The sequence below is a fragment of the Polaribacter sp. KT25b genome, assembly GCF_900105145.1.
Lineage (GTDB): Bacteria > Bacteroidota > Bacteroidia > Flavobacteriales > Flavobacteriaceae > Polaribacter.
In genome coordinates this window covers 3125504-3146049 of the sequence record NZ_LT629752.1, presented here as the reverse complement: position 1 = coordinate 3146049, position 20546 = coordinate 3125504, and the positions used below count along the sequence as shown (strand labels likewise).

Below are 20546 nucleotides of genomic sequence, written 5' to 3'. Positions count from 1 at the left end.
TAGTTTTTTTAAAAGTTTTATTTAGGATGTTAAAAAATATTATCAATATTAATGATCTATTTTTTATTAATTAAATCCATTAAATCAACATCATTTCCTAATAATATTTCTGTCGGATTTATTCTTCCATCTTCAGGACCATTTTCTAATTTTAAAACTCCTCTTGGACAAACTGCAGAACAAACACCACAACCTACACAGCTAGAACGAACAATGTTTTCACCTTTTTGTGCATAAGCTCTAACATCAATTCCTTGCTCACAATAGGTAGAGCAATTTCCGCAAGAAATACATTGACCACCATTTGTAGTAATTCTAAAACGCGATTTAAAACGCTGAACAAATCCTAGATAAGCCGCTAAAGGACAACCAAAGCGACACCAAACTCTGTTGCCAAAAATTGGATAAAATCCTGTACCAATTACACCCGCAAAAATAGAACCGATTAAGAAACCGTAAATATCTTGTATGGTTTGTGTTTTAATACCTAAAACTTGGTATTCGCCAGAGAAAAAAGTGTACAAAGCAAAAGCTGTCATCACTAAAACGAAAACTAAAACAGAATGAATTACAATACGTTCTGTTCTCCAAGAAAGTAATGTTTTACTAGAATTTTGTCTATACGGATCTCCTAAAGTTTCTGCTAAACCACCGCAACCACAAACCCAAGAACAATACCATCTTTTACCAAAGAAATACACCATTACTGGCACAACTACAATCGTTAAAAGAATTCCCCAAACTAAAATAAATAAACCTAAACCACCACTTGCAATTAACTCTTCTAAATTCCATTTAAAGAAAAAATCATAATCTAAAGGAAATGCATTTTTAAAATCGTACCAAGGTTGATTAAAACGCACTAATATTTCTGGAATTAAAAAAGCAAATACAATTTGGAAAAATAATACAGAGGTTGTTCTTAAAATTTGATATTTATTATGTCGATATTTTATATACATTCTTATCGCCATAACTGTCATTACCACACAATATAAAAATCCGTATAAAAACCATTGACCTGCAGGATTACCGCTAAGAGATTTACTAATTGGGTCTACTAAATATACCCAGTTTACTATAAAATCTGGATAAAAATAAAGGAGAATATAAAAGGTAACTAAAAAGATAAACGTAAACCAACCAATCCAACCACGGTTTGTAGCTGCGCTAAGAAAAATTCCATCATTTTTAATGCCAGGTTTTCCTAATAAAACAACATCAGGAATTATAAACATTAAAGCTCCTAAAATGCCTAAACCAAAAGTTAAAAACCAAGCTAAACCTGTATTATCAGCAGCTAAACCTTTACCAGATTTTTTTGCCAGTTCAAAACTGATACTATGTGGTTTTCCAGATATTTTATATTTAAATTGTGCTCCTTTTTTAGTCCAATTTTTTTCTGCATTGTATTTTGCAATCAAGGCATCATAATGATTATTAGAAGCTTCAAAAGCACCAATAACTTTACTAGAGAATTGAAAAATATTTAAATTTTCTTCTGTTACAATTGCTTTTGTTAGCTCTTCTTTTAGAACTTCACTTTTATATCCCTTTTCTTGGATAAAAGTATCTAATTCTGGTTGCGTTAAATTAAAAGAACCTGTAAAAAGTATGCCTATGAAGAAGGTTAATCCTGCTAAAAAAATGATTAAACCTGATTGTTTTATAAGTTTCAAAATAATTATAGGGTGTTATGAGTTAAAATTGGATTTTTTTTTGACGTTTTTATCATTCTAATTAATGACTAAAAATTCGTTTCCAACTTTTCTTTTTTAGGGTGATATTTGTATTATTTTCTTTATTAAATTTTGCTAAAATTTCAGCTTCATGTAGTTTATAAAATTCTGGATCAAAATTTGCATCGGCTAAAAATTCCAAAACATGTTTTATAGATTTTTTTTCGGTTAACCATTTATCAAAAATCTCATGACGCATTCTAATTCCGAAGGTATTTATACCTAAAAATTTATTGGTATTTTTATCAAAAGAAATAGTAATACATTTATTATCTGTTGGATGTTGCCATTGAAAATAGGCTTCATTCTCTTGTTTACTTCTTTCGCTAAAAACCCAACCGTATGTTTGGTATTCTATATCTAAAAATTTTGCAGAATTAAACCAATGACCTGGTTTGTATGCCGTTTTGTTACCGCAAATTGTTTGAGCAAGTGTTTCTCCCATCATTCTACCTGTGTACCAAACTGCTTCAATATTTCTACGTTGCCCAATCGCTTCGTGTTGTTCTGCACAATCACCAATTGCAAAAACATCTTTTACATTTGTTTCTAAAAAGCGATTTACTTTTACACCTCTACCTAGTTCTATTCCAGATTCTTTTAAGAAATCTATATTTGGTGTTACACCAGCAGTTAAACCAACTACATTACAAGGAATTTCTTCTCCTGTTTCTTGAATAACAATCGATTTTACGCGTCCGTTTTCATCAGATTTAATCTCTTTTAAATTGGTACTTAAACGTAAGTCTATATGGTGATCTTTTATATGATTGTTAATCATTGCAGATTCTTGAGCGGGTAAAACTCCATTCCAAAAACTAGTTTCTCTTACTAAAAAAGTAACTGGAATTTTTCTGCTTCGTAACATTTCTGCTAATTCAATTCCAATTAATCCACCACCAACAATAACAGCTCTTTTACAAACTTCTTTATTGGGCGCATATTTTTCTAATTTTTCTAGATCTTGTTTATGATACATACCTAATGTACCTTCTAAATCTTGACCAGGCCATCCAAATTTATTTGGCTTAGAACCTGTTGCAATAATCAATTGGTCGTAAGAAAGTGTAGAAGAATCTTTAAATTCTAATTTTTTTTTCTCCGTATTTACATTGCTAACTAAAGCTTCTTTAAGTTCTATTCTATTTTTTTTCCAAAACCAATTTTCATAAGGTTGTGTATGTTCAAACTTCATATGTCCCATATATACATACATAAGGGCTGTTCTAGAAAAGAAATATTTAGTTTCTGCAGAAATAATAGTTATTTTATGATCAGAGTTTTTTCTGATATGTCTTGCTGCAGTAACTCCAGATATTCCGTTACCAATTATTACAATGTGCTTCATAAGTAGATTAATTCTTAGGTTGAGTCGTAGTTAAAGTTAAGAACTTAATTCCGGATATTAATTTAGAATGGTTTTAAATAGATTTTTATATTTTTTCATTGATTTAAATCAACTTTCTATTGATAATAATTAAATGTTATAAATAGAAATACCATATTTGTTTTCTATTATAATTAACTGTATTTTAAATAAAAATAAACGATGTCTAAAAATCTACTTAATAAGCAAAGTTCTAGTTTTTTTGAGTCTATTTTTATTTTTCTATTTTGGATATTATTATTTTTATTGCCACTATTTTATCAATGGGTTAATAGTGGTTTTATCCGATGGAGTGTCATTTTTAATGTGTGGATTGATTACTTACCTTTATTAATCGTTTTTTGTGTAAATAGGTTTTTATTAACTCCGTTTTTATTATTTAAAAGGAAACAATTTTTTTATTTAGTTGCTGTTGTTGTAGTTATTTCTTTTACCGTATTTGGTTCTATTAATATACGTAAAAATGTAATATTTCAAGAAATAGTTCCTTTGCATAAACAAGGTGGACTTCAATTTCCTGATTCAAATAAAACGGGAATAAAAAAAGGTTTACAAAATCGGCAAGCTCCCGTAGGAACATATCCTCCATATGTAAATTTAATTTTATTATCTATTTTATTGGTTGGTTTTGATACCGGAATGAAACTTTCTGTAAAATGGGCAGAAACACAACAACAAAAAGCAGAAGTAGAAAAAGAAAGTGTTAAAAATGAACTGGCTTTTTTACGAAATCAGGTAAGTCCTCATTTTTTAATGAATACACTTAATAATATTCATGCATTAATTGATTTTGATACGGTAGAAGCAAAGCGTTCTGTAGTAAAATTATCAACTTTAATGCGCTATTTATTATATGAATCTAATGATAAACCGATTGCTTTATCCAAAGAAATTAAATTTATAGAAAGTTATGTAGAATTGATGAAATTGCGTTTTTGCGAAGAAGTAATCATAGAATTGAACCTTCCAAAAAACCCACCTAACATTTCAATTCCAACGTTGTTATTTACCAATATTATTGAAAATGCTTTTAAATACGGAATTAGTTACGAGCAAAACTCGTTTGTTAATATTCGTCTATTTGTTCATGAAAATGAACTTGAATTTACAATTCAGAATAGTGTACATAAAAAATTAGAAACTGTAGAAAGTTTAGGAATTGGTATAGAAAATACAAAGAAACGTTTAAAGTTACTTTACAATAATGATTATATATTTACATCCATAGAAAATGAAAATGTATTTAGTTCAACTATAAAAATACCGATATGATAACTTGCATCGCTATAGATGATGAACCTTTAGCACTTAGACAAATTGTTTCTTATATTGATAAAACACCTTTTCTTCAATTGAAAGGAAAATTTACCAATGCGTTGGATATTGGCGATTTTTTGAAAGAGAATCCGGTAGATTTGTTATTTTTAGATATTCATATGGCAGATTTAAACGGATTAGAGTTGGCTAAAACGTTAGAAAATTCTCCTAAAATTATCTTTACGACTGCTTATAGCGAATATGCTGTTGAAGGTTATAAAGTAAATGCAATTGATTATTTATTGAAACCGATTGAATATGTAGATTTTTTATCCGCAGCAAATAAAGCTGCAGATACAATCAAAAAAGAGCGTCAATTATCAGAAGTAAAAAAGAAAGACGATTTTTTATTCATAAAATCTGGTCAGCAACATATTCGTATCAATTTTAACGATATTAAATATCTAGAAGCTCAAAAAGAATATGTTTCTTTAAACTTAGTAAATGGAGAACCTGTAAGAACATTACTCCGTCTTAAAAATATCGAAGAAGTGTTACCTAAAGAAAACTTTATGCGTATTCATCGTTCATTTATTGTTAACCTCAATCATATTGTTACAGTAGAACGCAACCGAATTATTTACAGTAGAAAAGAATCTATAGTGGTAAGTGATACCTATCAAGAGGAATTTAAAAACTTTTTAAATAAAAATTTTTTCAGTTAAATTTTCATTGATAGAAACCTTCCTTCTGTTGATTTCGTTCTTTTCTTTATAATTTGTTTTAGACCTTTGATTAAGCTAAATATTAAAACGTAGTATTATGAAAGATTTTATAAATGAAGAATTGATCTTATTAGTTATTTGTTTCACAGTTTTCTACACTGTAACCGGACAAACAACATACCCAATTGTAGATACAAATGTTTCTGAATTTTATAGTAATAATGATGTAATTTCAGAACCAAATATTGGTGATGTTTTTTACGGGCAAGATGCTACTTATAAAGGAAATCAATCATCCTATACAGATAATGGAGATGGTACAATTACCGACAATGTAACGGGTTTAATTTGGGAAAAAGATATGGGTGATAAAATGACATATGAAGCCTCGTTTTCTAAAGCTCAAAAATCTAATTTAGGCGGATATTCAGACTGGAGAGTTCCTACAATTAAAGAATTGTATTCTTTGATATTATTTACTGGTAAAGTAAAAGGAGCGAAGTCTTTTAAATTATTTATTGATACCAATTATTTTAATCAGCCGTTAGGAAATACTAATATTGGCGAACGAGAAATTGATGCACAAACATGGTCATCTACAAAATATGTAGGAAAAACGATGAACGGAGATGAAACTGTTTTTGGTGTTAATTTTATTGATGGCCGTATAAAAGGATACCCTACATTTAAGAAGCGAACTCACTCTGAAAATATCATGTATTTTAGAATGGTAAGAGGAAATACAGATTACGGAAAAAACAATTTTATAGATAATGGAGATGGTACTGTAAGTGATTATGCAACAGGATTAATGTGGCAAAAAGCAGATGATGGTAAAGGTAGAGATTGGCAAGCATCCTTAGCGTATTCAGAAGATTTAGAACTTGCAGATTATACTGATTGGCGTTTGCCAAATGCCAAAGAGTTACAAAGTATTGTAGATTATTCAAGATCACCTCAAACCACAAATTCACCAGCTATAGATCCTATTTTTTCTACTACAGAAATTAAAGATCCAGAAGGGAAGTCTGGACAATATCCCTTCTTTTGGACAAGCACAACGCATTTAGATGGTGTAAATCCATCAGCTAGTGCTGTATATATTGCTTTTGGAGAAGGACAAGGAAAAATGAGAAATCAGTTAATGGATGTGCACGGTGCTGGTTGTCAAAGAAGTGATCCTAAAAGTGGAAATGAAAATCAATATCCTACATTTTTTGGACCTCAAGGAGATGTACGTTATGTGTATAATTATGTAAGAAGCGTTCGTACAATTAAAATGTAATTTTCAATTATTAAAACTTTTCAGTCCCTTATTAAATTGGGCATAAAATAACAATTCATGGGCTATATTATGGATTTCGTTGGTACTTTTTTTATTACAGAAATTCATTATAGATCTGTGAAACATGTTAAAACTAAAAACATAAATTATGAATTTTAAATTTTTAAAAACAGCAATAAGTTTACTCACAATTTTAACTATTTTCTCTTGTGAAAAAGATTCCGAAGCGAGTATTGTAGAAGAACAAGAAGAAGGAGATGAAATTGTTACAACGAATTTTTCTTATACAGTTGTAGATACAAATGTTTCAGATTTTTATAGTAACGACGCTATAATTTCAGTACCTATAAAAGGTGATGATTTTTATGGTCAGGATGCAACATACAATGGCAATCAACCTTCTTATACAGATAATGGAGATGGTACGGTTACTGATAATGTAACAGGATTAATGTGGCAGCAAGACATGGGGGATAAAATGTCTTATGCAGATGCTGTTGCGTTAGTAGAAACATTTAATTTAGGAGAATATACAGATTGGAGAATTCCAACAATTAAAGAGTTATATTCTTTAGCTCAATTTACAGGACGATGTTTTGGTGATGATGCTGTAGATATGTTTATTGATGTAAATTACTTTAACCAACCAATTGGTAATGAGTCTATTGGTGAAAGGGAAATTGATGGGCAAACTTGGTCTGTTACACAATATGTAGGAGAAATAATGACAGGAAAAGAAGCCGTTTTTGGGTACAATTTTGTAGACGGAAGGTTAAAAGGATATCCTAAATATAAGCCAGCAACAGGAGCTGCTAATACTATGTATTTTAGAATGGTAAGAGGAAATACATCTTACGGTAAAAATGATTTTGTAGATAATGAGGATGGTACAATTACAGATAATGCTACTGGTTTAATGTGGCAACAAGCAGATAATGGAGAAAATTATGACTGGGAAAATGGTTTAAAATACGCAGAATCTCTTATCCTTGCAGATTATAGTGATTGGAGAATGCCTAACGCAAAAGAATTACAAACTATTGTAGATTATACTAGATCTCCTCAAACTACAAATTCTCCTGCTATTGATCCTTTATTTAGTTGTACAGAAATTACAGATTATAATGGTAACTCTGGTCAATATGGTTATTACTGGACTAGCTCTCCTTTACAAGATGGGCCAACTCCATATACAGATGCTGTGTACTTTTGTTTTGGAGAAGCAGAAGGAGAAATGAATGGTGTATTATTAGATGTTCATGGAGCTGGTGCACAACGTAACGATCCTAAATCTGGTAGTACAGCTGATTATCCTGATACTTTTGGACCTCAAGGAGATATTCGTAAGGTGTATAATTTTGTTAGATGTGTAAGAAATGTAAATTAAAGCTATTTTTAATCAAGATATATAATGAGAAGTTTTAAAATAAGAAACATTAAAATAACAAGCATTCATTTATCATTATTAATGGTATTGCTATTTTTAATTATTGCTTGTGATAAAGAAGATATTATAAATGATGAAACAAATACAAATCCCGATGTTGAGGTAACAAATAATATAACCGATGGGTTTGTCTTGTATTCTTTTATTGGAGATACTACAACTCATCTCATAGATTCTTTAGGTGCAGATGTTAAAACATGGTCATCTTCGAATACGTCTGCAGGGGGCTGTTATTTATCAGTAAATAAGAATCTATTGCGTTTAGGTAAATTATCAGAAGTAAATAACGGATCATTTTCTACAGGAGGTTTAGTTGCCGGAGTCATTGAAGAATTAGACGATAATAATAAGGTGGTTTGGTCTATTGAAAGATTTAGTGATGCATCAACATTTCATCATGATTTTAAAGAAATAGATGCTAATACAATTATTGCTTTATCTTGGGAGTTAAGAGAATATAACAATTCAGATTATTGGAATGAGTTGATTGTTATGATTGATAAGACAGACAATTCTGTTATTTGGAATTGGAGTGCCATGGATGATGGTGGTATTGTACCAGAAAATAAAGATAAAGTAGATTATTTACATTTTAATTCTATTGATTATAAAAATGGTGAAATTCTTATAAGTTCAAAAAATAAAAATACTCTGTATATAATTAATAAAGAAAGTAAAAAAATTACAAAAAGCTTAACTGCTGATGAAACTTTAGTAGGGCAACATGATGCAACCTTCTTAGAGAATGGAAACATACTTGTTTTTAATAATAATGCAGAAACTAACAAATCTGCTATATTAGAAATTACAAAATTAGATGTTGTTGTTTGGGAGTATTCAAATAGTTTTTATTCAGACCATATTTCAGGAGTTCAACGTCTAGATTCTGGTAATACTTTAATTTGTTCAGGTGTGGAAGGGCAGTTTATAGAGGTTACCGAAAAAGGAGAAGAAGTTTGGAGTTATATACCAGAGAATGTAACTTTAAGTAAGTCTTCTAATATATTTAAAGCTCGTAAATATGCTGATTATTAAGTTTAAGATAAAATGTAAGTTATAGGTAAATGTTAAGACTGATGTTATAATAAAATATAATTAATCAGGAAAACATGAAAAAACAACAACTTAAAATTTTAATAACAATACTTTCTTTTTTTAGCATACATTCTTATGCGCAAGAAGACGTAGATGCAAGTAAAAGTAACATCCAAACCTATACTCCATCAAAATTATTAAACAAAGGTCAATGGGATATTAAGTTTTTTAACAATTTGTATACAGAAACCGAAGGGAATTATAATGGAGTAAAATCTGACAAAGTAAGAGAAACCTATTTTACATCGACTTTAGATATTTTTACAGGAATTTCTGATAACAATCGATTAAATATTGGATTATTGTTAGAATACCGATCAAATACAAAAAATGGAGAAAATGCTACTTCAGTTTTTGGTTTTAATGATGATGTAAATTCAAGAAACGGATTATCCTCATTTGCACCAGCTTTAAAATGGCAACCAATTGAAAGTATTGGCAATTTCTCAATTCAAAGTGCATTTCATATTCCTGTTATTTCCGATGAATCGGATGAAAACGGCGTTTATTTAGACCAAACCGCATATACATTTCAAAATCGTTTTTTCTATGATTATACTTTGCCAAGTGGAGATTGGCAATTGTTTACAGAGTTAAATACAGAATATAATTTTGGTGACAAAGAGAGTTTTGCTAATAAAACATTTGTGCTAGCACCAGGTGTTTTTATGAGTTATTTTCCTACAGATAAATCTACAATTTTAGGTTTTGTGCAACATTATCAGCGTTTTGGAGATTTTACACAAAATTTTTCTTCGGTAGGTTTTGGAGGTAAGTATCAGTTAAGTAACGCTTTAAATTTAGAGGCTTTATACAGTAAATTTGTAAGAGGAAATGATACAGGTTTGGGGCAAAGTTTTAACATTGGTTTAAGAATTTTGTTTTAGTAAAAAGTAGTATTTTGTGAGAAATATGAAAGCAACAAAATTCCTTTTTTTACTTCTTATCTTTTTGCAAGTTTCTTGTAAAAGTCAAACCAAAAAAATTAATGGATTAAGTTTTGTAGCTTCAAGAGATAAAATTGATACTACACATATAAACCCGGCTTTAAAGGTTCATAGTAATTATGTTGCATTAATGCCTTTTGGTTCTATAAAAGATTTATCATCACCATCAATTAGATACAATTCTGGAAGAGAATGGTTTGGAGAGAGTAAAAGAGGTTTGTTACAATACGCAGAAGAATTTCAGAAAAAACAAGTAAAAATTATGGTAAAACCTCAACTATGGGTTTGGCGTGGAGAATTTACAGGTTTAATAGAAATGCAATCTGAAGAGCAATGGAAAATTTTAGAAGATTCGTATTCGAGTTTTATATTAACGTATGCAAAAGTAGCGCAAGAAATTAATGCAAATATTCTTTGTATAGGTACAGAATTAGAAAAATTTGTTCTTAATAGACCTCAATATTGGTTAAATCTAATTGTTAAAATTAGAGAAATTTATAAAGGGAAATTAACCTATGCTGCAAATTGGGATGAATTTAAAAGAGTACCTTTTTTAAATGAAATTGATCTTATTGGTATCGATGCTTATTTTCCTTTAAGTGATAAAAAAACACCAACCGTAAAAGAATTAGAAATTGGTTGGAAACCTCATAAAGAAGAAATTATTAGAATTCAGAAAAAATTTAAAAAGCCAGTTTTATTTACCGAATTTGGCTACAGAAGTGTAGATTATAATGCAAAACAACCTTGGTTTGTAGATCGTTTTGAGGGCAATGTAAATTTACAAGCACAAGTAAATGGTTTACAAGCAATTCATAATCAATTTTGGAAAGAAGAGTGGTTTGCAGGTGGTTTTGCTTGGAAATGGTTTCATAAACACAAAAATGTTGGCGGTAAAAAAGACAATAGATTTACACCCCAAAATAAACCTGCGGAAGCAACCATTAGAAAATTATACCAACAATAATTTTTTAAATATGATATATATCTTATAATAAATTGTCAATTCTAATTAAATTTGTTTCAGAAACCTTAAATTAATCAACATGAAAAAAATTATTGTACCAATAGATTTCTCAGAACATTCAGAAAACGCTTTAAAGGCTGCAGCTCTTTTTTCAAAAAAAGTTAAAACAGAGGTTTATGCTTTGCATATGTTAGATATTCAAGAGATTAATTTGTCTCAAAGTGAAGATTTTAGTCAAGAAAAATCAGTCTTCTTTTTAAAATTAGCAGAAGAACGTTTTAAAAAGTTTTTGCAAAAAAGCTATTTAAAAGGTGTTAAAATAATTCCTATTATTAAGCATTATAAAGTTTTTAGCGAAATAAATGAAATAGCTAAAGAAATAAATGCAGATTTAATAATTATGGGCTCTAATGGAGCAACTGGGTTAAAAGAATTTTTTACAGGTTCAAATACCGAGATTGTTATTAGGTATGCAGAAACGCCAGTTTTAGTAATTAAAAATGAGTTAAATGATGTAGATTTTTCTGATGTTGTTTACGCAACCGATTTTTCTGAAGAATCAATACCAGCTTTTAAAAAAATGCTAACTTCTTTAGCTTTTTTAAATGCAGAAATTCATCTTTTGTATGTAAATTTACCCAATGATAAATTTTTAACAACTCCAGAAATGGATGCTTTAGCTAACAACTTTTTAATGACTGCAGAAGGTCATATAGATAGATTTATAAATGTAAATTTTGTTTGTGCAAAAACTATAGAAAAAGGTATTTTAAGTTTTTCTAATGCTGTGGGTGCAGATTTAATTTCGGTAGCTACACATGGTAGAAAAGGATTATCTCATATTGTTGCTGGTAGTATTTCTGAAGATATTTCGAACCATTCGACCTTACCAATAATGACATTTCAAATTTAAATTAATTTATGAAGAAAATCTGTTTTCTATTACTTCTTGCTTTCTCAATGTTCTTTTTTTCTTGTTCAGAAGATAGTGATATTACAACTCCTAGAAATTTAGAGGCTTATGTGGCATCTATATCAAACAAAGAACTAGGAGAAGTTACTGCCTTTGCAGCAAGTACAGGAGAAAGTAATTCTTATATTTATTATTATCCAGAAGAAGGTGCTACAGATATTAGATATTATGAAGCAGACAGTTTAAATATTGATGAAACTGATTTTTCTAAATATAGAAGAAAAGAATTAACGATAACAGATGTTTTTGGTGGAAAATTAGAAAGTTTTTCAAGATCAGATTCAGAAGATAATTGGTGTTTGGTAACTTATATGTTAGATGGAAAGTTGCATAAATCTGATCCTATTCATTTAAAAAATGAAACAAGTTTAACCGGTTGGACCGATGTTGCAACAATTAAATATCCAGAAACATTAACGCCAAATTTTACGTGGTCAGATTTTGGAATATCGGGAAATACAATTTATTTTGAAGCAATTTCAAGAACAGAAGATGATGAATTTATTTCAGGGACTTTTACATATGATAAAGTTTTTAATTATTTTGATTCATCAAATATTGTTAAAAATATTAATGTTCCAGAAACTCCAGATGATTTAGAAGAAGATACAGAATATCTATTTACTATGATGGCAATTAGTGATGATAACTGGGTTAATTTAGTGATTCAGAAAACATTTATGCTAAAAAATTTACAAGAGTATTTAGATGATAATTCAGAAAAAACTATAGAAACCGGAACAGCTTTTGCAGCAAGTAGTAGCTCATCAGAAAGTTTATCATACATTTATTATTATCCCTTACTTGGTTTTTCTGAAATGAGATATTATGAAACAGAAAGCTTAACTGTTGATGAAAATGACTTTAGTAATTATAGAAGAAAAGATTTAACAGATGCAGCAGCTTTTGGTGGTAAACTTAGAAGATTTTCAAGAACTGATGATGAAGAAAGTTGGGGTATTGTTACGTTTGTTGTTGATGAGGTTTTGTATAAATCAAATCCAATAAAAATAAAAAATGTAACAAAACCTACAGAATGGTTTACAGATGTTACGATCGAATATCCAGAATCTTTAAATCCAAAATTTACTTGGTTAGATGGTACTTATTTAGATAGCTCTACTTATTTTCAGGTAATTACAGACAGTGAAAGTAGTTTTTTATCTGGCACATTTACAACAGAAAAAACGTTTCAATATAATAATAACTCTAATGTAACATCAACCATAAATTTAGAAACACCAGAAACTTTAATTTTAGATGATGAATATAAATTTACATTAATGGGTATAAGTGATGATAATTGGGTAAATTTGGTTATTCAAGAATCATTTATAGTTGAATAGTGTGGTATAAAAATATTTTTCTTTTTCTTTTTATTTTATTTTCGTCACTTTTATTTTCTCAAGAAAATATAATTGCTGATGTTAAAATTAAAGGCGAAAAAAAGATTAAAGCATCTTTTCTTCATAAACTTTTAGTAACAAAAAAAGGAATCGTTTTAGATTCTTTAACGATAGAAAAAGATATAGTTCTTCTAAAAAGATTGCCAGCAATTAGCAATGTGTATTATCAAGTATCTCATTCTCATGATAATTTTTATACAGTTTTGTTAAACATAGAAGAAAATTATACGATAATACCAAAATTAAATCTTTGGAGCACAACAAATAAACCAATTTCTTATAAATTAGGTCTCTATGATTATAATTTTTTAGGAAGAAATATGACTTTTGGAGGTTTTTATCAAAATAACGGATTTCATTCTTACGGTATTAATTTTAGTGCGCCCAATTTATTTTCTAAAAAATGGGGTTTAGAGTTAAATCATAAAAACTGGAAAAGTGAAGAGCCACTTTATTTCGAAGATGAAACGGCTAATTATTTATACAATAATATTTCTTTTGAAGTGTTGGGTTCGTATCAAGTTGATTTAAAAAATCAGCTTATTTTTAGTGTTAATTTCTTTAATGAAAAATATCAATATTTATCTGGCGTAACAGACGATTCTATTCCTCTAAGTTTAGATTTAAATAAAGTGCAGCTTAAATTTGTTTATACTTATGATAATTTAGACTATAATTATCAATATATAAACGGTTTTAAAAGTGTTTTATACACGCAGTTTGTAACTTCAAAAAATCCTTTTCAAAAAGATTTTTTTATTGCTTGGAACGATTTTTTTTACTACAAAATAATTGGTGATAAAGGAAACTGGGCAAATAGATTGCGTTTTGGTTTATCAACAAATGAAAAAACACCTTTTGCACCTTTTGCTTTAGATAATAATGTAAACTTACGCGGAACCGGTATTTTGGTTGATAGAGGTACAGGAAGTTTTGTATGGAATACAGAGTATAGACAAACAGTCTACGATAAAAAATGGTTAGCAATTCAAACCAATATTTTTACTGATTTTGGTTCTTGGCGAAATCCTGGAGGAAAAATAAATGATTTTTTTGAAAGTAAAAATTTAAGAGTATATTCTGGTTTAGGTTTGCGTTTTATCAGTAAAAAAATATACAATGCTACTTTTAGAGTCGATTATGGTTTTCGAATTTCTAACAATCCTGGTCAATCTAAAGGAGGTCTGGTTTTTGGAATTGGGCAATATTTTTAATCTAAATTTAATATTAGTTTCTAGTAACTTAAAATGAAACCCTTAGTTTTGCAAAAACAAAATTTAGATGAGCACTTTTGCAATTGGCGATATTCATGGAGGATTAAAAGCCTTACTACAGGTATTAAATCAATTAGAAGTTAAAGAAGATGACACCATTATTTTTATGGGCGATTATGTTGATGGTTGGAGCGAATCTGCACAGGTTGTTGACTTTTTAATTGGTTTATCAGAAAAAATTAACTGTATTTTTATCAAAGGAAATCATGATGTTTGGTGTCAAAACTGGTTAAAAGATTCAAACGATGTAAATCCTTCTTGGTTTTTGCATGGAGGTAAAGAAACCATGGAAAGTTATGAAGGTTTTTCTGATGAGAAAAAACAACAGCATCTTCATTTTTTTGAAAATTTGCCCTTATATCATTTAGATAATCAAAAAAGATTGTTTTTGCATGCAGGTTTTACTTCTTTACATGGAGTTGAAAAGGAAAAGTTTCAAGAATTGTTTTATTTAGACAGATCTTTGTGGGAAATGCTTTTGGTAATGGATAAAAGTATTGAAAAAGATTCTATGTTTTATCCGAAGCGATTACAGCATTACAAAGAAATTTATATAGGTCATACGCCAACAACAAACTATAATGAAACTTCACCAATAAACATTGCCAATGTTTGGAATGTAGATACTGGTGCTGCTTTTAAGGGAAAAATAACAGGTTTAAATATAGAAACTAAAGAATTTTTTCAGAGTGATAATTTGCCAGGTTTATACCCAAATGAAAAAGGTAGAAATAAGTAATTTTTATATTACTTATGGTTTGTTTTGATATTTCAAATGAGAAACGATATCGAAACCTTCTACTAGATATTACTATTTAGTGACAATAATACTTTGATTTTTAATACAAAAGAAGGTTTAAGAAACATTAACTTTGATGTTTCATAAACCTTCTTATTTTTTAATAAAAAAAATAGTTATTTTTTCTTAGGATGAACTAATGTCATTTCATCGATTAAATGAGTAGCTCCGGCATATTTATCAACAATAAATAAAACATATCTTAAATCTACCATGATGTTTCTACAAATTTCAGGATCGTAGTTCATATCACTCATTGTTCCTTCCCAAACTCTATCAAAATTTAAGCCTATTAAGTTACCTTCTGCATCTATTGCAGGACTGCCAGAGTTACCACCGGTTGTATGGTTTGTGCCTAAAAAACAAACAGGTACTTTCCCGTTTTTATCAGCATATTCTCCATAGTTTTTAGTTTTATAAAGTTCACGTAATTTTTCTGGAACATCAAATTCATAATCTCCAGGAATATATTTTTCAATAACTCCATCTAAATAACTTACAGGGTTGTAATAAACAGCATCTCTAGGCGCATAACCTCTAACTTGCCCGTAAGTTACACGTAAAGTACTATTTGCATCCGGAAAATAGCGTGCATTTGGTAAAGCTTCCATTAAAGCTTTCATGTATTCTTTTTGAAGCGCTACAATAGGTGCATTTTTTTCTGAGTATTCTTTGTTAATACTGGTGTAAAAAGCTTCAATCATAGGTTTTGCATATTGATATGCAGCATCATTATTTAATTTTTTAAGTACCTTTTTAGCTTTTCCATTAAATAAACCTAAAGCGGTATTTAAATTGGTAAATGCTGTTTTATCATAAATAGTAGCATCTATATTTTTAGTATAAAAAGGCATTACATTTTCAAAAACGCCTTTGTCTACAGTAACATCATAATTTTTATGAATACTTTTTAAAGTATTTTCTATAGAAGCCCTTGCCTTGTCTAAGTCTTTTGGATTTTTAGTAACAGCTTGCTCAAATTGATAAGCTCTAAAAGTCATTGACATTAATTCATTTGTTACTAAAAAGACTTCTATAAAGTTTCTTCTTTTAATATTTATAGCCGCAAAATCTGTATACAATTTATCAAATTCTGGAAGTATATTTCCATATTTTTCTGTTAAGTTGTTTTCTTGTAATGCTTTTGTAAAAGTAGCTTCAAACTCTTGTCTTTTTTCTATTGCGTTACTTTTTTGAATACCTAAATTCTCTCCAATCCATTTTTTCCAATAATTTGCAATTCTAGCTTGTTTAGAAGCGTATTTAATGCGAATTGCATCGCTCTCTTTCATTTTTGCATCAATCACTTTTAAAGCAGCTTCTCTAATAGCAATATTTGTTGGGTTGTATTCTTGAGTAATGTGTTTAATGGCAACGGCAGGTAAATATTCGTCTGTAGTTCCTGGAAAACCAAAAACTAAAGTAAAATCGCCTTCTTCTACACCGTCTAAAGAAACGGGTAAAAAATGTTTTGGTTTGTAAGGAACATTGTCTTTACTGTATTTTGCAGGATGATTGTTTTTATCAGCATAAATTCTAAACATAGAAAAATCGCCAGTATGTCTAGGAAAAACCCAATTGTCTGTATCGCTACCAAATTTACCAATATTTGTTGGTGGTGCACCAACTAAACGGATGTCTTCAAAGCGTTCTGTAACAAATAAAAAGAATTGATTTCCTTGAAAAAAGGATTTTATTTTGGTTTGTTGCCAAGCTTCTTTCTCGGTTGTTTTTTGTAAAGCATTCCCATTTTTTGTAATAATAGATTGTTTTTCTCTTTCAGTTAAAGAATCATTTACACCTAATAGAACACTGTCTGTTACATCTTCTATACGAACAATAAATTCTACATATAATCCTGGGTTTGGTAATTCTTCATTTAAATTCATGGCCCAAAAACCATCTTTTAAATAATCATTTTCTAAAGTAGAGTGTGCCTGAATTTGTCCAAAACCACAATGATGGTTTGTTAAAATTAACCCTTTTGGCGATATTATTTCACTTGTACAGCCGCCATTAAAATGCCCAATTGCATCTTTTAAGCTAGAGTTGTTTACGTTGTAAATGTCTTTTGCTGTTAACTTACTTCCTAAAGAAGTCATTTCTTGTTCATTCATTCCTTCTAAAAGAGAAGGAATCCACATACCTCCTTGTTGTGCAGATATTTGTACAACAAAGAAAAAAAGTACTATTTTAATATATTTCATATAGATAAAAATTAAGTGGCATAAAGGTACGGAAAGCTTTACTTTTTAACTAAAGGATACATTTCTTGATGCATAAAATCTTTAGGGAAATTTTCGTCATCATCAAAACCAAGTTCTATATCTCTACCATTATAGGGAATGTAATTGGTTTTAAAAATATAATCCCAAATACTTAGTGTAATTCCAAAATTAACACCATTTCTTCGTTCTTTTGGCAACTCTTTTGCATGATGCCAAATATGCATTCTGGGGTTGTTTAAAATGTATTTTAAAAAACCATAATCCCAATTAATATTTGCGTGGTTTAAATGCCCAATGGTAATATTAAAGAAATGCACAAGTGCAACATCTTGGGCGTTAAAGCCGCCAATAATTGCTAACGGAATGTATTTTAATGAACTGTAAACAACAGGTTCCATCCAATGATAACGTAGATGTGCAGCAAAACCCATTTCTTTTACAGAGTGATGTACTTTGTGAAAATTCCAAAGAAATTCGAATTGATGTAACAGTCTGTGCGTACACCATTGCACAAAATCAACAACAATAAAGAAGACTAAAATTCTAGCCCAAAAAGGAAAATCGTTGATTTCGAAAAGTTGAAAATCTGAAATTGAGATATTAAAAATACTTAAAACATCGTTGAATAATTGTGCGGCTGAATTGGATAGGGCAATTAATATAATAAGGTTTAATAAAAAGAAATTAAAGAACATGTAAAATGTATCTAGCCAAAAATCTTTTCTAAAAACAGCTTGATTTTTGCGCCAAGGAAATAGCATTTCTAAACTCCAAACTACTAAAGATATGAGGATTAATCCGTAGAAATAATTTTCCCAATTGAGTTCCATCAATACAGATTTTTGGAGGTAATTCCAATAACCATTGTATGAATTTTTTATAATATCTAAGTAGGTGTCCATGATAAATTCAAATTTACAAAGAGATTTTAAATTATAGATACTCTTGGTGTCACTTTTATACTAGTCGTAATAAAAATCTAATTTATACAATATATTCATTACGTATTAAGGTTGAAATAATTTTGATACACCCAATTTAGAAATAGCTGCTTTTTAGTTTGCAATTACTGTTGGAAAAGGATCCGTAAAAACAGGTGTCAGCATTTGAATAGTTAGGAGGTACTTTGACAAGAATACGTGTAAAAATGTTTTTAAATCATTAATGTTAAAAGCGTAAAAGTATTGCGAAATATATTTTATAGTTTGGCAATCTTTATAAACGAGTTTTAGTGGTAATTGCTTAAAGGAGCAACTTTGACACGCGTTAGTAACTTTTTTATCACCGGTCAGTAACTTATTTGTCATCGAATAGGGAGAGTTTTCTAAAAGTATTAGTAAAGTTGGCAGAACATACTAGTATAGTTGATTAAAAATACTAGTATAGTTTATTGAAAATTGTAGTATTTTAACAAAGCGATGAAATAGCTTGTAAAAACAATGCTTGGATAAAGATACACAAAAAATAATCAAAAATTATAGGCATAAGATACAGAATTACTAAAAAGAACCAACAGTATTCAAAATAAAAAAGAATAGTACATTATACAAGCGATTACCACAGATGTGCTAGATTTAGAGATGCTAAGCAGCTCCATCAGCAGCGAATATAGTTTGAATAGAGTAGGTGTGTAAGCAGTATTGTATTCATTGGGTATTAAATTAGAGTTTTATTTACCCCGCTGGCACGGATTTGTAATCCGTGACCATTTCAATGATGAATGAAATTAATTGCCTTACTAGTACTCGGTGTAATATATACGAGTAGCTCAACTAATGAAGAGGAAAAAACAGATACAACTGCACTAACAGTTTTAATTCAAAGTCCTAATTTAAATCAAACTTATGTAGGATATTGGGGTGGCGCATGGCCAGAGGCAGATAAGGTGAGTTTAAAAGCATTAGGGGTTGATGATACAAAAATTGCATCAATGAAACTGACAGTTATAAATGATAGCGGAACTGTTGTCTTTGCAAAAACAGTTAATAGCTCTAAAAGTACTCAAACAGAACTTGTTATTTCCGAAAGTTTCACACCACCAGAAATTGGAACTTATAGTGTTATATTTAATGCTATTGATCAAAACTGAAATATTGAAAATTCATCAGCTCGAACTTTTTTAGTTGAATAGTATTGATTTTAGAAGAACTACATACTTTACTTTAAGCACTCGCTATCGTTGTTGTATATGGTTTGTTGCGTGTTTCAAGCAACTAATTTACTAAATAATTACGGACAAAGAAAGTCCGCGAGGACTTTCGCAAGTAAGCAAGAAGCCAGCAATAAATTATATACTTTGTTACCCAACGTTTTTTATTCATTATCTATTTTTCTGTAAATATCATTTATTGTTTCATTGTGTGATTCTTTCAGATATTTATAGACTAAATTATTATAACACTCAAATTCAGATTGAATCAGACAACCCATTCCGAAAGTTTCTATTTTATATTTATTGTCTAATATTTTTGCTAATTCCGTATCATAACCAATTCCGTAAAAGAAATACTTTATTTCTTCTTTTTTTAAATCACTTGCAAATCGAGTTTCCATTTCTTTACAAGATTTCAATTCATAATATTCCGAAAGAATTTTATTCCTTTTATTCATTTGATATTTATAAAATCCAACGTAAGAATTTATTGCTAATGAAATAAAAACCAGTCCAATAGTAATATTTTTAATTTTCCTACTTTCTTTAGCTATTAAATAAATAATAAATCCGATAATTCCAATTACTATTAAAATGGCAGAAATATTCAGTAATAAGTTGAAGTTATTAATATTCCTAACATTAGAATTGGAAAACAATAAATATATTACTAAAGAAGAAAGAATTAAAATTATTATTGATGTTTTGAGTTTCATTTTCTATGTTGGGTAACGTTGTTTAAAGAAATATATCCGAGCGATGGGTTTCATTGTACTTGCAAAGTTACAAATACCTTTTTAGTTATAAAATCTTACTGTTTTAGATAAAAGATAAAATTATATAACTTAAAACGAAAATGTTTATC

General features: G+C 29.2%; 17 protein-coding genes. 12 read left to right on the top strand and 5 right to left on the bottom strand.

Features of this window, described 5'->3' with window-relative positions:
* Positions 1-56 precede the first annotated feature (56 nt).
* On the bottom strand, positions 57-1679 hold the full coding sequence (locus BLT70_RS13560) for a 4Fe-4S dicluster domain-containing protein (RefSeq protein WP_091895377.1): 1623 nt from the start codon (positions 1677-1679) through the stop codon (positions 57-59).
* Positions 1680-1740: 61 nt separating this feature from the next.
* Positions 1741-3087: an NAD(P)/FAD-dependent oxidoreductase gene (locus BLT70_RS13555; protein WP_091895374.1), complete on the bottom strand. Its 1347-nt coding sequence runs from the start codon at positions 3085-3087 to the stop codon at positions 1741-1743.
* A gap of 201 nt (positions 3088-3288) precedes the next feature.
* Between BLT70_RS13555 and BLT70_RS13550 the strand changes: the two genes are divergently transcribed.
* The 11 genes from BLT70_RS13550 (at position 3289) to BLT70_RS13500 (ending at position 15241) form a co-directional block, all read left to right on the top strand.
* Positions 3289-4398, top strand: coding sequence for a sensor histidine kinase (locus tag BLT70_RS13550; protein ID WP_091895372.1), 1110 nt, complete (start codon positions 3289-3291; stop codon positions 4396-4398).
* The gene (locus BLT70_RS13545; RefSeq protein ID WP_091895369.1) at positions 4395-5108 is read left to right on the top strand and encodes a LytTR family DNA-binding domain-containing protein; all 714 of its coding nucleotides are present in this window, start codon (positions 4395-4397) and stop codon (positions 5106-5108) included. The genes BLT70_RS13550 and BLT70_RS13545 overlap by 4 nt, the downstream gene beginning before the upstream one ends.
* A gap of 97 nt (positions 5109-5205) precedes the next feature.
* Complete coding sequence (locus BLT70_RS13540) at positions 5206-6393, top strand: DUF1566 domain-containing protein (protein WP_091895366.1); 1188 nt, start codon at positions 5206-5208, stop codon at positions 6391-6393.
* A gap of 148 nt (positions 6394-6541) precedes the next feature.
* Positions 6542-7780: a DUF1566 domain-containing protein gene (locus BLT70_RS13535; protein WP_091895364.1), complete on the top strand. Its 1239-nt coding sequence runs from the start codon at positions 6542-6544 to the stop codon at positions 7778-7780.
* 24 nt (positions 7781-7804) lie between these two features.
* Positions 7805-8875 carry an arylsulfotransferase family protein gene (locus BLT70_RS13530; RefSeq protein WP_091895361.1) on the top strand — a complete coding sequence of 357 codons (1071 nt, stop codon included), beginning with the start codon at positions 7805-7807 and terminating at the stop codon, positions 8873-8875.
* 74 nt (positions 8876-8949) lie between these two features.
* The gene (locus BLT70_RS13525; RefSeq protein ID WP_091895359.1) at positions 8950-9822 is read left to right on the top strand and encodes a hypothetical protein; all 873 of its coding nucleotides are present in this window, start codon (positions 8950-8952) and stop codon (positions 9820-9822) included.
* A 25-nt stretch (positions 9823-9847) separates the two neighbouring features.
* Positions 9848-10849 carry a glycoside hydrolase gene (locus tag BLT70_RS13520; RefSeq protein ID WP_172824419.1) on the top strand — a complete coding sequence of 334 codons (1002 nt, stop codon included), beginning with the start codon at positions 9848-9850 and terminating at the stop codon, positions 10847-10849.
* Positions 10850-10928: 79 nt separating this feature from the next.
* Positions 10929-11762, top strand: coding sequence for a universal stress protein (locus BLT70_RS13515; RefSeq protein ID WP_091895352.1), 834 nt, complete (start codon positions 10929-10931; stop codon positions 11760-11762).
* A gap of 8 nt (positions 11763-11770) precedes the next feature.
* Positions 11771-13168, top strand: a complete 1398-nt coding sequence (locus tag BLT70_RS13510; protein ID WP_157691910.1) for a hypothetical protein — start codon at positions 11771-11773, stop codon at positions 13166-13168.
* On the top strand, positions 13168-14442 hold the full coding sequence (locus BLT70_RS13505; RefSeq protein ID WP_368086338.1) for a POTRA domain-containing protein: 1275 nt from the start codon (positions 13168-13170) through the stop codon (positions 14440-14442). The genes BLT70_RS13510 and BLT70_RS13505 overlap by 1 nt, the downstream gene beginning before the upstream one ends.
* Positions 14443-14509: 67 nt before the next feature.
* Positions 14510-15241 (top strand): metallophosphoesterase family protein, encoded by a 732-nt coding sequence (locus BLT70_RS13500; protein ID WP_091895343.1) that lies wholly within the window; start codon positions 14510-14512, stop codon positions 15239-15241.
* Between the two features lie 176 nt (positions 15242-15417).
* Here the strand turns inward: BLT70_RS13500 and BLT70_RS13495 are convergent, their stop codons facing one another.
* The gene (locus BLT70_RS13495) at positions 15418-17508 is read right to left on the bottom strand and encodes a S46 family peptidase (protein WP_091895340.1); all 2091 of its coding nucleotides are present in this window, start codon (positions 17506-17508) and stop codon (positions 15418-15420) included.
* Positions 17509-17546: 38 nt separating this feature from the next.
* Positions 17547-18431, bottom strand: coding sequence for a sterol desaturase family protein (locus BLT70_RS13490; RefSeq protein WP_091895337.1), 885 nt, complete (start codon positions 18429-18431; stop codon positions 17547-17549).
* Positions 18432-19249: 818 nt separating this feature from the next.
* On the opposite strand from BLT70_RS13490, the gene BLT70_RS13485 reads away from it, so the two are divergent.
* Entirely contained in the window at positions 19250-19618 is a 369-nt protein-coding gene (locus BLT70_RS13485; RefSeq protein WP_091895334.1) for a hypothetical protein, read from the top strand.
* A 224-nt stretch (positions 19619-19842) separates the two neighbouring features.
* Here the strand turns inward: BLT70_RS13485 and BLT70_RS13480 are convergent, their stop codons facing one another.
* Complete coding sequence (locus BLT70_RS13480) at positions 19843-20397, bottom strand: hypothetical protein (RefSeq protein WP_091895332.1); 555 nt, start codon at positions 20395-20397, stop codon at positions 19843-19845.
* Positions 20398-20546: the final 149 nt, after the last annotated feature.

Coding starts and splice junctions, on each gene's coding strand:
- BLT70_RS13555 (WP_091895374.1), bottom strand. CDS start 3,087: ATGAAGCACATTGTAATAATTGGTAACGGAATATCTGGAGTTACTGCA.
- BLT70_RS13550 (WP_091895372.1), top strand. CDS start 3,289: ATGTCTAAAAATCTACTTAATAAGCAAAGTTCTAGTTTTTTTGAGTCT.
- BLT70_RS13545 (WP_091895369.1), top strand. CDS start 4,395: ATGATAACTTGCATCGCTATAGATGATGAACCTTTAGCACTTAGACAA.
- BLT70_RS13540 (WP_091895366.1), top strand. CDS start 5,206: ATGAAAGATTTTATAAATGAAGAATTGATCTTATTAGTTATTTGTTTC.
- BLT70_RS13535 (WP_091895364.1), top strand. CDS start 6,542: ATGAATTTTAAATTTTTAAAAACAGCAATAAGTTTACTCACAATTTTA.
- BLT70_RS13530 (WP_091895361.1), top strand. CDS start 7,805: ATGAGAAGTTTTAAAATAAGAAACATTAAAATAACAAGCATTCATTTA.
- BLT70_RS13525 (WP_091895359.1), top strand. CDS start 8,950: ATGAAAAAACAACAACTTAAAATTTTAATAACAATACTTTCTTTTTTT.
- BLT70_RS13520 (WP_172824419.1), top strand. CDS start 9,848: ATGAAAGCAACAAAATTCCTTTTTTTACTTCTTATCTTTTTGCAAGTT.
- BLT70_RS13515 (WP_091895352.1), top strand. CDS start 10,929: ATGAAAAAAATTATTGTACCAATAGATTTCTCAGAACATTCAGAAAAC.
- BLT70_RS13510 (WP_157691910.1), top strand. CDS start 11,771: ATGAAGAAAATCTGTTTTCTATTACTTCTTGCTTTCTCAATGTTCTTT.
- BLT70_RS13500 (WP_091895343.1), top strand. CDS start 14,510: ATGAGCACTTTTGCAATTGGCGATATTCATGGAGGATTAAAAGCCTTA.
- BLT70_RS13495 (WP_091895340.1), bottom strand. CDS start 17,508: ATGAAATATATTAAAATAGTACTTTTTTTCTTTGTTGTACAAATATCT.
- BLT70_RS13490 (WP_091895337.1), bottom strand. CDS start 18,431: ATGGACACCTACTTAGATATTATAAAAAATTCATACAATGGTTATTGG.
- BLT70_RS13485 (WP_091895334.1), top strand. CDS start 19,250: ATGAAATTAATTGCCTTACTAGTACTCGGTGTAATATATACGAGTAGC.
- BLT70_RS13480 (WP_091895332.1), bottom strand. CDS start 20,397: ATGAAACTCAAAACATCAATAATAATTTTAATTCTTTCTTCTTTAGTA.